Genomic DNA, 15300 nt, shown 5'->3' on the forward strand with positions numbered 1-15300 from the left:
GGCCAGCTTACGGCCGGCCGGTCGGGGTGAGCAGCCCCAGGTTGTAGGCGGTGGCGACAGCGGAGGCGCGGTCCTTGACGTCGAGCTTGGCGTAGACGTGGATCAGGTGGGTCTTCACCGTGGCCTCGCTGATGAACAGCCGGGCCGCGGCCTCCCGGTTGGTGGCCCCGGAGGCGACCAGTTCCAGCACCTCCAGCTCGCGCGGGCTGAGCGGCTCCCGCACGGGCGCGCGGACCTGGCCGAGCAGCTTGGCGGCGACGGTCGGCGCGATCACCGAGGCGCCGCGGGCGGCCTCCCGGACGGCGTGGAACAGCTCCTCCCGGGCCGCGTCCTTGAGCAGGTAGCCGGTCGCGCCGGCCCGGACGGCGGGCAGCACGTCGGCGTCGGTGTCGTAGGTGGTGAGCACCAGGACCCGCCCGGGCAGGCCGCGTTCGGCCATCTCGCGGATCGCGGTGACGCCGTCCATCCGCGGCATCCGCAGGTCCATCAGCACCACGTCCGGGCGCAGCGCGGCGACCAGGACCAGTGCCTCGGCGCCGTCCCCCGCCTCGCCGACCACCTCGAAGCCGGGGGCGGCGGTGAACATCCCGCGCAGCCCGTCCCGCACCACCGGGTGGTCGTCCACCAACAGCAGTCTGATCGTCGTCGCGTCGCTCACGGTGCTACTCCTCCATGCTGATCGCCGGCAGGGTCGCGGACACGGTCGTGCCGGCGCCCGGTTCGGTCTCCAGGTCGAGCCGCCCGGCCAGGCGCTGCACGCGGCGGCGCATCACGTCCAGGCCGTAGCCGCCGCCGGTGGCCCGGGAGACGGGCTCGGCGGCCGGGTCGAAACCGACGCCGTCGTCCCGGACGTCCAGGGTGACCAGGTCGGGCATGTACGAGAGGGTGACGCCGACCCGGGAGGCCCGCGCGTACTTGGCGGCGTTGGCCAGCGACTCCTGGGCGATCCGCAGCAGGGTCACCTCGACCTCGGGGTGCAGCGGGCGGGCCTCGCCGGTGACGGTCAGCCCGGCGGCGGCGCCGTTGCGCTCCCGCCACTGCTCGACCAGCTCCGCCAGCGCCTCCGGCAGCGCGGCCCGCTCCAGCTCGATCGGGCGCAGCGCGTGGACGGCCCGGCGGGCCTGGGTCAGGCTCTCCCGGGCGAGGGCCGCCGCGTTCGCCTGGTGCCGCTCGGCGGCCGCGGCGTCCTGGGCGCGGGTCTGGTCGGCGGCCTGGAGCTGGGTGACGATCCCGGCCAGGCCCTGGGCGACGGTGTCGTGGATCTCCCGGGCGAGCCGGCGGCGCTCGTCCGCGGCCCCGGCCTCCCGGGCCTGGACGAGGAGTTGGGCGTGCAGTCCGGCGTTCTCGGCGAGCGTCTCGGTGAGCAGCCGGTTGGCCTCGGCGAGTTCGGCGTTGGCGGCCTTGCGGCGGGCGCTCAGCCGGTCGGCGACCTCGCGGAGCGCGAACAGCAACCCGACCACCATCAGGTTGAAGGCGACGACCGTCAGCAGTCCGCCGAACTCCGCCGGGCTGTCGGGCAGGGCCCCGCCGACCTGGGAGAGCGAGGTGGGGACGGTGGCCGCGGCCGCGCCCGCCATCCGGGCCCGGCCCCACAGGTACTGGGCGGCGTGCAGGTAGCCGGTGAAGGCGAAGAAGCCGAAGATCGGGTTGTCCAGCACCAGCACGGTGGTCAGCGCCAGCAGGACGACGAAGTGGGCGCCGGCGTACCGGGCGCGGCCCTCCGGCCCCGGCGTGCGGTCGAGCACCGAGCGCAGGACCAGCCACAGGAAAGCGGCGGCCGCCACCGGGAGGGTGGCGGCCGCGGAGCGCGCGGTCGGGACGGGGACCAGCAGGGCCAGAGCGGTGGCGAGCAGCAGGGCGACGAAGCAGAGCGGGCCGATCAGCCGGTCCAACCGGTCCAACCAGTCGCCGAGCGCGCTCTCGTCGGCCGGTGGCCGCATGATCATTCCCACCGGAACAGCCTGGCAGCCGCGGCCCCCGCGAGCACCGCGTACGCCGCGAGTGTGAGCAGGCCCACGGCGTGCGGGAAGTGCCCGGACCAGGCGTCCTGCAGGGTCTGGACGGCGGCGCCGCTGGGGGTGAAGTCGCCGATCCGGTTGAGCAGGGCCGGCGAGAACTCGCGCGGCAGCCAGATCCCGGAGAAGAACATCATCGGGAAGAAGGCCAGCGCGCCGACCGCGTTGCCGGCCTTGGCGGACGGGACGACCGCGGCGAGCAGCAGGCCGACCGACAGCAGCGCGGCGGCGGCCAGCAGGAAGGCCAGCAGGAACCCCAGCGGCTGACGCGGCAGCGACACCCCGAGCAGCGGCCCGGCCGCCACCACCAGCAGCACCGAGACGACGGCGACGCCCAGGTACAGCGGCAGCAGCGCGCCGAACAGCAGCGCCGGGCGGACGGGGCTGGCGGACATCCGGCGCAGCACGCCGCGTTCGCGGTAGGAGGAGAGCAGCGAGGGCAGGCCGTTGAGACCGAGCAGCAGCAGGGTGAAGACGGCCAGGATCGGCGCGTACAGCTGGATGGTGCTCATGCCGTGCATGTCGGGCGAGGTCTTGCGCAGGGCCGGGACGGAGCCGAGGACGAGGAACAGCACGACGGGGAAGGCGAGGCCGAACAAGGCGGTCAGCGGGTCGCGGAGGAACAGGCGGGCCTCGGCGACGGCCAGGCGGCGGACGGCGTGGGCGGCGTGGTGGGAGGTGCGGTGGGCGGTGCGGTTCACGGTGGTGGTCCCCTCGGACGTGGTGACGGCGGGTCAGGCGTCGTGGCGGCTCAGGCGTCGTGGCGGGTCAGGGCGAGGTAGGCGTCGTCCAGGCTGTGCTCGCGGATCCGCAGCCCGGTGACGACGATCCCCTCGCGGGCGAGCAGGCCGGTGACCTCGTCGGCGAAGTCCCCGACGCCGGAGACCTCGACCCGGCCGTCCCGCTCCTCGACCCCGGTGACCCCCGGCAGGGCCGCCAGCCGGGCGGTGTCCAGCGGCCCGGCGGGGCGGAAGCCGAGCGTGCCGCCGGTGCCGGAGCGGGCGATCAGCTCCGCGGGGGTGCCGGTGGCGACGATCCGTCCGCCGTCGAGGACGGCGGCCCGGTCGCAGAGCGCCTCGACCTCGTCCATGAAGTGCGAGACCAGGACCACCGTCACGCCCTCGTCGCGGATCCGCCGGATCAGCTCCCAGGTGTCCCGGCGGCCCTGCGGGTCGAGCGCGGTGGTCAGCTCGTCCAGGAAGGCCACCTCGGGGTTGCCGATCAGGGCGAGGGCGATGAGCAGCCGCTGGCGCTGGCCGCCGGAGAGCTTGTCGAACGGGGTCCGGCGCTGGTCGGCGAGCCCCCACTCGTCGAGCAGCTCGCGCCAGTCCCGGGGGTCCGGGTAGAGCGCGGCGTACAGCTCCAGCGCCTCGCCGACCCGCAGCGCGCCCTGCAACTGGGCCTGCTGGAGCTGGATGCCGATCCTCGGCCGCAGCCGGTGGGCGTCCTTCACCGGGTCCAGGCCGAGGACGCGGACCGTCCCCGCATCGGGCCGGCGCAGGCCCTCGCAGCACTCCACGGCGGTCGTCTTGCCCGCGCCGTTCGGCCCCAGCAGGCCGAACACCTCGCCGCGCTCCACGCCGAAGGAGACCCCCTCCAGCACCTGGCGCCGCCCGTAGGCCTTGCACAGCCCCGCCACCTCGATCACGGCCATCGCGCCGCTCCCTCCCGCTCGTCCCCGCCGGTCCGGCCGGTTCTTCCGGCCTGCGACGAGCTTCCCGCGCGGGGCCCCGGCCGCGGATCGACCGGCCGGTCAGAGCTGCGGGCGGGCGCGGTGGAGGGCGGATCAACCGATCGGTGGATGAGGCGCGGGCGCGGCACAGGCGCAGACGCGAGCGCGGACGCGGGCCCGGAACGCGGGAAGCCCGGCCGCCGTGTCGGCGACCGGGCCTCTCGTTCGGAGCACACCGGCTGGGTCAGACCACCGCGGCGTCGGCGTTGCGGGTGTTGATGGCCCGGCGCAGGGCGCGCGGGACGGGGCCCGCGGCGGGGGCCAGCTTGTCGATCCGGGTGCGGAACTCGCGGCTCTGGCGCCACGTCAGGACGGCTCCGAGCCGGGCCGCGTCGACCAGCGCGACCAGCGCGGCGTCCGCCGGGTCGACCCGGCTGAGCGGCGCCTTCAGTGCCGAACCCACCGACGCCACCAGCGACTTGCGCACCCGCTGCTCCGGCAGGACGACCCGGGTGCACGGGAACAGTCCGAGCGCGCGGCGCTGTTCGAGCCGGATCCGCCCGGACGCCGCCAGCCCGTCCCGGACCACCCGCGCGGCGCGGGCCGCCGGGCCCTGGCGGCGGCCGACCCAGCTCTGCCAGGTGCGCCGCCGGCCCTGCCGGATCTGCTCCAGCATCGCGGCGGAGAGCGGGTCGAGGCCGTCGGCCGATGCTCCGTCGACGGCGGCCGGGTGCCGGCCGTCGTCGCGGATCAGCGCGCGCCGCAGGAGTTCGGCGAGCGCGGCGGCCCGCAGCACCAGGTCGAGCCTGGCGGTGGCGGTGAGCCGCTCGCGCTCGGGGTTGTAGGCGAGCAGGTAGAGCTTCTCCGGCAGGGTGATGGGCAGGTCCACGATGGACTCCAAGCAGATGGACGGTGGATGGGCCCGTTCACCCGGCGTCGGAACCGCCGGTCTCCGGGTTCTCCTTGGGCGGTCGGCCGCGCCGGGGAAGACGGGCCGCGTCGCCGGGCATCCGGCCCGCGTCGCTGAGGGCACGGCGAAGGAGGAACTCGATCTGCGCGTTGGCACTGCGCAGCTCGTCCGCGGCCCACCGGGCCAGTGCGTCATGGACCGCCGGGTCCAGTCGCAGCAGGATCTTCTTCCGCTCCGTCGCCAACGCCGCGCCTTACTGGTAGAGGGAGCCCGTGTTCACGACGGGCTGGGTGCCCCGGTCGCCGCAGAGCACCACCAGGAGGTTGCTCACCATGGCGGCCTTGCGCTCCTCGTCCAGTTCGACGACGTCGCGCTCGGCGAGCCGGTCCAGCGCCTCCTCGACCATACCGACGGCGCCCTCGACGATCAGCCGCCGTGCCGCGACCACGGCCCCGGCCTGCTGGCGCTGGAGCATCACCTGGGCGACCTCGGGCGCGTAGGCGAGCCGGGTGATCCGGGACTCGACGACCCGCACCCCGGCCGAGACGACCCGGGCCGCGATCTCGGCGGAGAGCATCCGGCTGATCTCCTCCGCGCCGTCGCGCAGCGACAACTGGCCCTCGCGGTGGGCGTCGTACGGGTAGCTGCTGGCGATGTGCCGGACGGCGGTCTCGGTCTGGATGGCGACGAAGTCGCTGTAGTCGTCCACCTCGAACACGGCCTTGGCGGTGTCCTCGACCTGCCAGACCACCACGGCGGCCATCTCGATCGGGTTGCCGTCCGCGTCGTTGACCTTGTTGGTCTCGGTCTCGTGGTTGCGGATCCGGGTGGAGATCCGGCGGCGGCTGGTGAACGGGTTCAGCCAGGTCAGGCCCTCGGCGCGGATGGTGCCGCGGTAGCGGCCGAGCAGCTGGACCACCCGCGCCTGGCCGGGCGAGACCACGGTCAGCCCGCACAGCAGCAGCAGCGCGCCCAGGACGGCCAGCGGCCCGACGGTCAGCAGGGTGATCCCCAGCGCCTTGGACCCGCCGGCCAGTTGGAGACCGCCGGCGATGGTCGCCCCGATCCCCGCGAGCAGGCCGAGCAGCGTCCCTCCGAGCACCGGCAGCCCCGCGGCACCGGTGATGACCCGCTCGGTGATCTTGGGGGCCGGGAGGTCGAGGACGGGGCCGCCTTCGACGTCGACGGCAGAACGCGGTGTGGCCATGAGACCAGCTCCTCCAGCGAGTGTTTCCGATCCAGCTGTCAAAGTGATATCACTTTTTCTGCGCACCGTGCCAGGGGCTCGGCCGCATCCGCCGGGAAGGCGACCCCACCGTCAACTCCGGTCGGCGATACGACAGTTTGATACGCGGCGTATTAAATACATGATGTATCGTTCCCGCGTGGCTCCATCGAAGACTGCTTCCACCGATTCCGGCCGCCCGCCCCGCCGGCGTGCTCACACCCGTGCCCGGCTGCTCGACGCCGCCGGGCAGGTGCTGGTCGCGCAGGGGTACGCGAAGACCACCATCGAGGACGTGTGCGCGGCGGCCGGGTACACCCGGGGGGCCTTCTACTCCAGCTTCGAGAGCAAGCAGGACCTCGTCCTCGCGCTGTTCGACCATCACTCCGCGCACCGGCTCGACCAGTTGGAGGGCCTGCTGCAGCATCCGGCTCCGGGGGCGGCCCGACGGATCGGGGAACTGCTCCTGGCGGTCGACCCCGACGAACGGGGCTGGATCCTGCTCTTCCTGGAGTTCCGGCTCGATGCGGCCCGCAGCCCGGAGCTCAGCGCACGGCTCCACGAACACGACAAGGCCGTCACCGAGGCCCTCGCCCGCCTGCTGGAGCGGCACGGCACGAGCGTCGACGCGCAGAGCCTCGCCATGTTCCTGCTCGCCTCCCGCGAAGGCATCCTCGCCCGGACCGCCCCGGGCGGACCCGGCAGCGACGAAGCGTGGCGCGCCGCAGTCGACGTGGTCGCCGAACTGCTGCCCACCCTGCTGCCCTCGCTGGAACAGGCGCCCTGAGCAGCTCCGCCCACCCCTGCCGCCCGGCCAACTGAGAGGCGTCATGCCCGCAACCGCCCAGTCGGACCCACAGCGCTGGAAAGCGCTGTTATTCATCGGCATCGCCCAGTTGATGGTCGTGCTCGACACGACCATCGTGAACATCGCCCTGCCCTCGGCCCAGCACGACCTCGGCATCTCCGACGGCAGCCGGCAGTGGGTGATCACCGCCTACTCGCTGGCGTTCGGCAGCCTGCTGCTCTTCGGTGGCCGCATCGCCGACCTCACCGGCCGCAGACGCGCGTTCATCATCGGCCTGCTCGGCTTCGCGGGCGCATCCGCGCTGGGCGGCCTCGCGGTCAGCCCCGGGATGCTGCTCGCCGCCCGCGCCCTGCAGGGCGTGTTCGGCGCACTGCTCGCCCCGGCCGCGCTCTCGCTGCTCGCGGTCACCTTCACCGAACCCAAGGAGCGGGCGAAGGCGTTCGGGATCTACGGCGCGATCTCCGGTGCCGGCGGGGCCGTCGGCCTGATCATGGGCGGCGCGCTGACCGAGTACCTGAACTGGCGCTGGGCGCTGTTCGTCAACATCCCGTTCGCCGTCGCGGCCGTGTTCGGCGCCGTCACCGTGGTGCGCGAGCCGACGGGCGCCCGCAACGGCGCCCGGCTGGACCTCCCCGGCGTCGTCCTCGCCACCGCCGGCCTGCTGTCGCTGGTGTACGGGTTCACCCGTGCCGAGTCCGACGGCTGGACCGCCCCCGTCACCGTCGCGCTCTTCATCACCTCGGTGGTCCTGCTCGGCGTGTTCGTCCTGGTCGAGAGCAAGGCCCCGGCCCCCCTGCTGCCGCTGCGGGTGGTGACCGAACGCAACCGGGGCGGCATCTACCTCTCCCTGGGGCTGGCCGTCATCGGCATGTTCGGGCTCTTCCTGTTCCTGACCTACTACCTGCAGGTCGTGAAGGGCTACACGCCGGTCCGCACCGGATTCGCCTTCCTGCCCATGATCGTCGGCATGGTGACCGGGTCGACGCAGATCGGCACCCGGCTGATGACCCGGCTGCCGCCCCGGCTCCTGATGGGTCCGGGCTTCCTGACCTCGGCCCTCGGCATCGCGCTGCTCACCCAGATCAAGGTCGACAGTTCGTACGTCGGCCTGATCCTGCCCGCACAGGTGCTCCTCGGCCTCGGAATGGGCACGGCGTTCATGCCCGCCATGAGCCTGGCCACCCGCAGCGTGCAGCCGCAGGACGCCGGCGTGGCCTCCGCCATGGTCAGCACCTCCCAGCAGGTCGGCGGCTCCATCGGCACCGCCCTGCTGAACACCATCGCGGCCGGTGCCACCACCAACTGGCTCGCCGAGAAGGCCCGTTCCGGCGCCGACCCGGCCAAGCTGGCCAACGCGGCGGCCGTGCACGGCTACGCCACCGCGATCTGGTGGGCCGTCGGCATCCTCGCCGTGGCCGCGACCGTCGCCTTCCTCCTCATCAACGCCAGGCAGCAGAACGGCAGTACCGGGTCCGGTGACACCGAGGCCGAGAAGGCCGACGCCGTCCCGACGGCGACCCCCCACTAGATCGTGTCCGGCCGCCGACATGCGTGCGGAGCCGCCGGACGGGGTCCGGCGGCTCCGCACGCGTACCACCTCGCACACACCTACGGGTTCGTGAGGACCGCCTTCATCACCGAACCGTCCGCCACGGCCGCGAGCGCGGTCCCGTGGTCGTGCAGCGGGTAGGACGACACCAGGCTGGCCAGGTCGAAGCGGGCCGTGAGGGCGGGCAGCAGGCGTACGTACTCGACGAGGTGCGCGCCGGTGAACGCCCAGGATCCGACGACATCGAGCTGCCGGTAGACGATCTGGTGCGGGTTGAACAGGGTGTCGCCCGCGTCCGTGTACTGGCCGATGACCAGGTAGGAGCCGCCCCGGCGGGCGAGGGTGAGGCCCTGCGCGACCGCCCCGGGCACGCCCGCGCACTCGATCACGAGGTCGGCCCCGGCTCCTCCGGTCTCCGCGCGGACCCGGTCCAGGACGGCCTCGGCGTCGCCGGGCGCGGTGATGTCGAGGTGCACGTCACCGATGCCGGCGGCGGCCGCGAGGGCCAGTCGGCTGTCGGGGCCGCCCACGAGGATGACCTTGGCAGCCCCGGCGAGCCGGGCGAACGCGGCGGCCGCGAGGCCCACCGGACCGCTGCCCTGGACCACGACCGTCTCGCCGAGGCGCACCGGCCTGCGTTCGAGGAGGGCGTGCACCACGGTCGGCCCCGCGCAGGCCAGGGACATGGCGGCGAGCGGGTCGATGCCGTCGTCCAGCTTCACGACGGTCGTACCGGCCTGCAGCACGATGAACTCGGCCCAGGCGCCCGAGAGCTCGGGGCCGTCGGTGGTGGAGCGGTTGACCCCGTAGGTACGGCGGTTCTCGCACAGGGTCGGCTCACGGTGCAGCCGGCACGGGACGCAGGAGCCGCAGGCGATCGAGGACGCCCACATCACGGTGTCGCCGGTTTTCAGTGCGGTTCCCGTGGCGTCGTGCCCGGGGGCGTCCGGACCGAGCTCGTGGACGGTGCCGAGGCCTTCGTGGCCGAGGACCAGCGGGGTGGGGATCGGCAGGTGGCCCTGCTGGAGGTGGAGGTCGGTGCCGCAGATCCCGCCGTGGCGGCAGGCGACGAGCATCCCCCCGACCGGGGCGGGCGGGACCTCGTACTCCCGCAGCGCGAGCGGCCGGCCGAACTCCTCCAGGACGACGGCCTTCCCGCGCATCACGCCGACACCCCTTCGAGGGCGTCGAGGAAGGGGGCGTCGAGGATGCGCAGGGGCTCGGTGTCGCGGCACACGACGTAGTCGGGCCGCGGCTCACCGGTCCAGCTCGGCAGGTTGGCGGTGTCGTTGTAGGTGGCGATGAGCAGTCGGCGTGGGAAGGGTGACATGTTGGGTGCGGAGCCGTGCACGATCTCGGGCGAGAAGAAGACGAGGGAGCCGGCCGGGCCCTTGGGGCTGACCATGCCGCGCTCGGCGACCAGGGTGGAGAGCTGGTCGGGAGTCAGCGCGATGTCCTCCGGGTCCAGGTGCTGGGCGGACTTGGCCTCGGCCGAGCGGCTGCCGCGCACCGGGCCGTGGCGGTGCGATCCGGACACGAAGATCATGGGGCCGTTGAACTCGTCGACGGCGTCGAGGAAGACGCCGACGTTGACCTGGAGCGGGGCGGGCAGCCGATCGGCGAGGCGCCAGGCGACGTAGTCCTGGTGCCAGGACCACTTCTCGCCGCCGAACGCCGGCTTGGCGTTGATCTTGAGCTGGTACACGTACACGTCGTCCGTGAGCAGTTGCCGCACCGGCGCGAGCATCCGGGGGTCCCGGATCAGCCCGGCGTACTCGGGCTGCCGGTGGTGCGAGGCGTACACCGCGCGCACCTCGTCCCGGGACTCCTCCCTGATCACCTGCGGACCGTGAACGCGGCAGTCGCGCTGGAACGCGGCCCGGAGCCGTTCCACCTCCCGGTCGTCCAGCACGGACTCCACGAGGAGGAACCCGTCCTCGTGGTATCGGGCGATCTGTTCTTCGCTGAGATGCATGGGTGTTCCTCCGTATGACGTGAGTGGCGGGTGCGGGGCGTGCCGGACCGGGTGCTCAGGTCAGAACGGCCGGTCGCCGGCGATCGCGGTCCGGTCCACGACCCGGCGGTTCGGGTGGTAGTCCGAGGTGGCGTAGTGCTGCACGGCCCGGTTGTCCCAGAAGGCGATCGACTTCGCCTCCCAGCGGAAGCGCACCTGGTATTCGGGGTACTCCAGCTGGCGGAAGAGGTAGGCCAGCAGCTCCTCGCTCTCGTCCGCCGGCAGGCCCGCGATGTGGGTGGTGAAGATCGACGTCAGGAACAGCGTCTTGCGCCCGGTCTTCGGGTGGGTGCGCACCAGCGGGTGCTCCACCGGCGGGTAGACCCCCTGGAAGTGCGCCCGCTGCTCGTCCGTCATCAGCTCACGGTAGTTGGCCGACGGGGTGAAGTCGTTGACCGTCTTCAGCCCGTCGATGCGCGCCTTCACCTCGTCCGGGAGGTTGTCGTACGCGGCGGCCGCATCCGTGAACAGGGTGTCGCCGCCGCCCCCTTCGGGCAGTTCCACCATGCGCAGGACGGCGCCGAGCGGGGGGCGCTCGATCCACGGGAAGTCGTAGTGCCAGACGTTCTCGAAGCCGGGGTTCTGCTTGCCCTTCTCCAGCCGCACGACGTCCTCGCCGGTACCCGCCGGCAGGAACGGGTGCCCCTCGATCGCGCCCCACCGGCACGCGAAGGCCCGCTGCTGCTCGGCGGTGAGGTCCTGGTCGCGGAAGAACAGCACCTTCCATTCGAGCAGGGCCCGGTCCAGCTCGCCGAACACCTCGTCGCTCAGCGGGGTGCGCAGGTCGATGCCGTGGATCTCGGCGCCGATCAGCGGTCCCGACGGACGCACCTCGAAGTGCTCGTACGGGCCGCCATGCCGGCCCTCCGCGAGCCTGCGCAGGAGCCGGGGGCCGTGATGGTCCGTCCGGCCCTCGATGCCACGGCGGGCCAGTGACCGCACCTCCGCCAGCTCGGCGTCGACGCCCGTGTGCTCGGGGTGGGTCGGGGTGGTTGTCATTCCGGTGGACCTCCTGGTCCTCGGGGCGCGGGTGCGCCGGGGTTGGTGGGGCCGTCGCCTCGGGGCGGGGCCGTTACGCGTCCGCGGACCGCAGCCGCGCGGCGAGGAGCGGCCCGATCTCCGCCAGGGCCGACGGCCGCATCATGCGGTGGTGGGTGGCCGGCACGTCGTGGGATTCGACCGCGCCGCCGATGTGGCCCGCCCAGGCCGCCGCGGTGCTGCGGCCCGGTTCGTACGGGTCGCCGGGGTCGGACTCCGCGGCCCGGAAGAACAGCAGTCCGCCGTGGAACCTGCCGGGCCTGAACCCGGCCATCAGGTCGAGGTCGTTGCGGTAGACGTCGCGGAGCGCGGCCCGGGCCCGGTCGTCCCCGAGGAGGGAATCGTCGTCGCCGACCGACTGGAGCAGGGTGCGGTCGAACTCGTCCTCGCTGAACCCTGGCAGGTCGGCCCGGAGCCGGTCGTCCACGGGATAGGAGTCCACCATCACGAGCAGGTCGACCACCTCGCCCTCGCGCTCCAGGAGGGTGGCCATGGCGTGGGCCACCAGCCCGCCGAAGGACCAGCCGAGGATCCGATAGGGGCCCCCGGGGCGCACCGCACGGATCTGTGCCACGTAGTCGGCGGCCATGTCCTCGACGGTGGCCGGGAAGCCCGGCGCCTCCCCGGGGCCGCGCCGCGCCTGGAGCGCGTACACGGGCTGGTCGGGGCCTAGGTGCGGCAGGAGCCCCGCGTACGGCCAGCCCATTCCGGCAGCCGGGTGGACGCAGAACAGCGGGGGCCGGGAGCCCTCCGCGCGCAACGGCAACAGGGACTGCGGCGCGGCGCCGGACGACGGGTCCGCGATCCGCCGTGCGAGCCCGGCCGGGCTCGGGGACTCGAACAGGGCGTGCACTTCCAGCGGCGTGCCGAGCGCGGCCCTGATCCGCGCGACGAGGCGGGCGGCGAGGAGGGAGTGCCCGCCGAGGTCGAAGAAGTTCTCGTCGACACCGACCGCGGGCACCTCCAGTACCTGGGCGAAGAGGCCGCACAGGACCCGCTCCTGCTCGGTGGCCGGTTCGCGGGCCGGTGCGCCGCCGGTGAGCCGGGGCTCGGGCAGCGCCCGGCGGTCCAGCTTTCCGTTCGGCGTGAGCGGAAGCTCCGCCAGCTCGACGACGGCCGAGGGCACCAGGTGGGCCGGCAGCCTCGCCCGGACGAACTCGCGCACCGCGGCCGTGTCGCACCCCCGCGTCTGCGGCACGACGTATCCGACGAGCCGCCGGTCCCCGGGCCTGACCTCGCGGGCCACCACCTCGGCGTGGACGATACCGGGGCAGGCGGCGAGGGCCGCCCTGATCTCGCCGGGCTCGATCCGGAATCCACGGATCTTGATCTGGTCGTCGGACCGGCCGTGGTACTCCAACTGCCCGTCGGGCAGCCAGCGGACCACGTCCCCGGTCCGGTACATCCGGCTGCCCGGCGGCCCGTACGGGTCGGCGACGAACCGCACGGCGGTGAGTCCGGGGCGGTTCAGGTAGCCCCGGGCGACCCCGGCCCCGGCGAGGTACAGCTCTCCGCGCACCCCCTCCGGGGCCAGGCGCAGGCCGGCGTCCAGGACGTACGCCCTGATGTTGGGGATCGGCCGGCCGATCGGGGCGGCGGGCGGCCACGCGTCGACGTCCGCCGCCAGGGTGTGGGCCGTCACCAGGTGGGTCTCGCTCGGGCCGTAGTGATTGTGCAGCCGGCGCCCGACGCTGCCCCGCACGAACGCGCGTACCTGGCGGCTCGGGGTGAGCGCCTCACCGCCCTGCGCCAGGACCCGCAGCGACGGGATGGTCCACCCCTGGTCGAGGGCCGCCTCGCACAGGGCCTCCAGGACGAGGTTGGGGGCGAAGAGCTCGTTCACGCGCTCCGCATCAAGCCAGGCGGCGAGCAGCTTGGGGTCGCGCCGGACCTCCTCGGCCGGCACCACCAGGGTCTTGCCGAACAGCACCGCGGACAGGATCTCCTGCACGGACACGTCGAAACTGAGCGCGGTGAACTGGGCGATCCTGGCCCCGGCGGCCGAGGGGAAGGCCTCGTCGTGCCACGACAGGAGGTTGACCATCGCCCGCCCCGGCATCACCACGCCCTTGGGCCGGCCGGTGGTGCCCGAGGTGTAGATGACGTACGCGGGATGCGCCGGGTCGAGCCGGCCCGGCCGCTGCTCGTCGTCGATCCCCGTGCCGGCCAACCGGTCCAGCTCGCCCAGGGTGCCGGACTCGTCGAGGACCAGCCGGGGGGCGTCCGTGTGCGGCAGCCGCTGGGCCGTGTCCACAGTCGTCAGCACGACGGCGGGCACGGTGTCGCTCAGCATGAACGACAGCCTCTCGGCGGGATATTCGGGATCGACGGGGAGGTAGCAGCCGCCCGCTTTGAGGACGGCGAGGACGGCAACGGCGAGCAGGGCCGAGCGGGGCAACGCGACGGCGACGATCCGCTCGGGCCCGACGCCCCGCGAGATGAGGAGCCGGGCGAGCCGGTTCGAGGCGGTATCCAGCTCCCGGTAGGTCAGCGTGGTCTCCGCCGAGACCACGGCCGGCAGGTGCGGGGTGTCCTCGGCCTGCCGGGCGAACAGCTCCGGGAGGCCGGCTTCCGGGTACTCGCGCTCGGGGCCGCCGAGTTCGGTGAGCAACCGGGTCCGCTCGCCCTCGGTGAGCAGGTCGACGGAGCCGACCCGCATGTCCCGGTCCGTGCTGAAGGCGCGCAGGAGGCGCAGGAAGCGCGCGTGGTGCGCGGCCAGCTCGTCGGCCTCGTAGCGGGCCGAGTTGGCGACCAGATCGATGCGCAGCCCCAGGCCGTCCGCGCGGTCGAAGGCCGTGAACGACAGGTCCTCGACGATCCCCTGGGTCAGGTGGTGGGCGGTGGCGGGCCGACCGGCGAACTGCAGGTCGTAGTCGAAGGCCATGATGTTGACCATGGGACCGGTCCGGTAGCGCCCCGTGTCCGGCAGGCCGAGGTCGCGCCCCAGGCGCTCACCGCGGTGACGCTGATGCCGGATCATCTCCCGGAATCCAACCGCGACTTCACGGACGAGCTCGTGCAGCGTGAGGTCCGGGCGGACCGTGACGCGCAGGGGCAGGGCGTTGGAGTACATCCCCGGCGTGGTACGCGCCGCGGCGTCGGTGCGGGCGGCCATCGGCAGGCTCAGGATGACGTCCTGTGCGCCGGTGAGCCGGTGGACCTGGGCGGCCGCGGCGGCGATCACCAGCACGGACCAGTGGGTGCGGGCCGAGCGGGCGGCGGCCTTGAGCTGCTCGGTCTCGGCTACGGAGAGGCTGCCGGTGTGACTGGCCTGTCCCTGGGCGGCGGGCCCGCCCGGCGGTTGGGAGGCGAGGGTGGCGACTTCCGGTCCGTCCGCGAACCGGGTCGTCCAGTACGCCCGGTCCGCCGCGCCCCGGTCGGAGGCCTGGTAGTCCGCGTCGTCCGCGAGCATCTTCCGGATGGCCCCGTACCGGCCGGCCGGCAGGGGGAGTCCCGCGGTCATGGCGGCGTAGAGCTCGGACACCCGCTGGGCGATCAGCGCGCCCGTGTGCCCGTCCGCGACCGCGTGGTGGGCGCTGAGGTACCAGAAGCTGCGATCCGGCCCCAGGCCGAACAGCGCGTAGGAGAAGAGCGGCCCTCGGGAAAGGTCCATCCGGCGGGACAGGTCGGCCCGCATCCAGGCCAGCGCGGCGGCCGCGGGGTCCGGTTCGCCGCAGACGTCGAGGACCGGGAACTCCCAGTCGGAGAAGGGGGTCACGCACTGCCGGGGCTCACCGTCCTCCTCGACGAACACGGCGTGCATCGGGACGGCCTCCGCGACGGCCTGCCGCATCGCCGTTTCGAAGACCCGTCGGTCGATGGCCCCGTGGAGTTCCAGGTATTCACCGACGCGCTGCTGCGGAGCGGTCGGATCGACCTGTTCGGCCAGCCACATCTCACGCTGGGCCGTTGACACGGGAAGGCGCATGTCGCCGGATCCTGACCCTGACACTTCTCTCACACTCCTCATGGTGCGCACCGGCCGGCGGGTTCCCACCGAATAAAAGGACAGAATGCGGAGGACACACGGGAAATTCGGGAAGCAACGGGAAGAAAAGCACATCGCGGT

At 73.3% G+C, this 15300-nt stretch carries 13 protein-coding genes; 2 read left to right on the forward strand and 11 right to left on the reverse strand.

Annotation, left to right across the window (positions count from 1 at the left end):
- Positions 1 to 7: 7 nt before the first annotated feature.
- The 7 genes from OG556_RS10275 to OG556_RS10305 all read right to left on the reverse strand — a co-directional run bounded on the left by OG556_RS10275 (position 8) and on the right by OG556_RS10305 (position 5804).
- On the reverse strand, positions 8 to 658 hold the full coding sequence (locus tag OG556_RS10275; RefSeq protein WP_371516847.1) for a response regulator: 651 nt from the start codon (positions 656 to 658) through the stop codon (positions 8 to 10).
- Positions 659 to 662: 4 nt separating this feature from the next.
- Positions 663 to 1946, reverse strand: coding sequence for a sensor histidine kinase (locus OG556_RS10280; RefSeq protein ID WP_371522647.1), 1284 nt, complete (start codon positions 1944 to 1946; stop codon positions 663 to 665).
- Positions 1943 to 2716: an ABC transporter permease gene (locus OG556_RS10285; protein ID WP_371516848.1), complete on the reverse strand. Its 774-nt coding sequence runs from the start codon at positions 2714 to 2716 to the stop codon at positions 1943 to 1945. The genes OG556_RS10280 and OG556_RS10285 overlap by 4 nt, the downstream gene beginning before the upstream one ends.
- A gap of 50 nt (positions 2717 to 2766) precedes the next feature.
- Positions 2767 to 3669 carry an ABC transporter ATP-binding protein gene (locus OG556_RS10290; protein ID WP_371516849.1) on the reverse strand — a complete coding sequence of 301 codons (903 nt, stop codon included), beginning with the start codon at positions 3667 to 3669 and terminating at the stop codon, positions 2767 to 2769.
- 262 nt (positions 3670 to 3931) lie between these two features.
- Positions 3932 to 4576, reverse strand: a complete 645-nt coding sequence (locus OG556_RS10295) for a GPP34 family phosphoprotein (protein WP_371516850.1) — start codon at positions 4574 to 4576, stop codon at positions 3932 to 3934.
- A gap of 37 nt (positions 4577 to 4613) precedes the next feature.
- Positions 4614 to 4841 (reverse strand): hypothetical protein, encoded by a 228-nt coding sequence (locus OG556_RS10300; protein WP_063347470.1) that lies wholly within the window; start codon positions 4839 to 4841, stop codon positions 4614 to 4616.
- Between the two features lie 9 nt (positions 4842 to 4850).
- Positions 4851 to 5804 (reverse strand): SPFH domain-containing protein, encoded by a 954-nt coding sequence (locus OG556_RS10305; RefSeq protein ID WP_363620342.1) that lies wholly within the window; start codon positions 5802 to 5804, stop codon positions 4851 to 4853.
- Positions 5805 to 5982: 178 nt separating this feature from the next.
- Here OG556_RS10305 and OG556_RS10310 point away from each other — a divergent pair, with 178 nt between their 5' ends.
- Both OG556_RS10310 and OG556_RS10315 read left to right on the forward strand, forming a co-directional pair.
- Positions 5983 to 6609 (forward strand): TetR/AcrR family transcriptional regulator, encoded by a 627-nt coding sequence (locus OG556_RS10310; RefSeq protein ID WP_371516851.1) that lies wholly within the window; start codon positions 5983 to 5985, stop codon positions 6607 to 6609.
- Positions 6610 to 6652: 43 nt separating this feature from the next.
- On the forward strand, positions 6653 to 8158 hold the full coding sequence (locus tag OG556_RS10315) for an MFS transporter (protein WP_371516852.1): 1506 nt from the start codon (positions 6653 to 6655) through the stop codon (positions 8156 to 8158).
- A gap of 80 nt (positions 8159 to 8238) precedes the next feature.
- On the opposite strand, the gene OG556_RS10320 is transcribed toward OG556_RS10315, so the two are convergent.
- The 4 genes from OG556_RS10320 to OG556_RS10335 form a co-directional block, all read right to left on the reverse strand.
- On the reverse strand, positions 8239 to 9342 hold the full coding sequence (locus OG556_RS10320) for a zinc-binding dehydrogenase (protein ID WP_371516853.1): 1104 nt from the start codon (positions 9340 to 9342) through the stop codon (positions 8239 to 8241).
- Positions 9342 to 10154, reverse strand: a complete 813-nt coding sequence (locus OG556_RS10325; protein ID WP_371516854.1) for a phytanoyl-CoA dioxygenase family protein — start codon at positions 10152 to 10154, stop codon at positions 9342 to 9344. The genes OG556_RS10320 and OG556_RS10325 overlap by 1 nt, the downstream gene beginning before the upstream one ends.
- A 60-nt stretch (positions 10155 to 10214) precedes the next feature.
- A complete protein-coding gene (locus OG556_RS10330; protein ID WP_371516855.1) occupies positions 10215 to 11192 on the reverse strand; it encodes a TauD/TfdA dioxygenase family protein in 978 nt (325 codons plus the stop codon).
- Positions 11193 to 11265: 73 nt separating this feature from the next.
- Positions 11266 to 15159, reverse strand: coding sequence for an amino acid adenylation domain-containing protein (locus OG556_RS10335; RefSeq protein WP_371516856.1), 3894 nt, complete (start codon positions 15157 to 15159; stop codon positions 11266 to 11268).
- Positions 15160 to 15300 lie beyond the last annotated feature (141 nt).

It is taken from the genome of Kitasatospora sp. NBC_01300 (assembly GCF_041435235.1).
Classification (GTDB): Bacteria; Actinomycetota; Actinomycetes; order Streptomycetales; family Streptomycetaceae; genus Kitasatospora.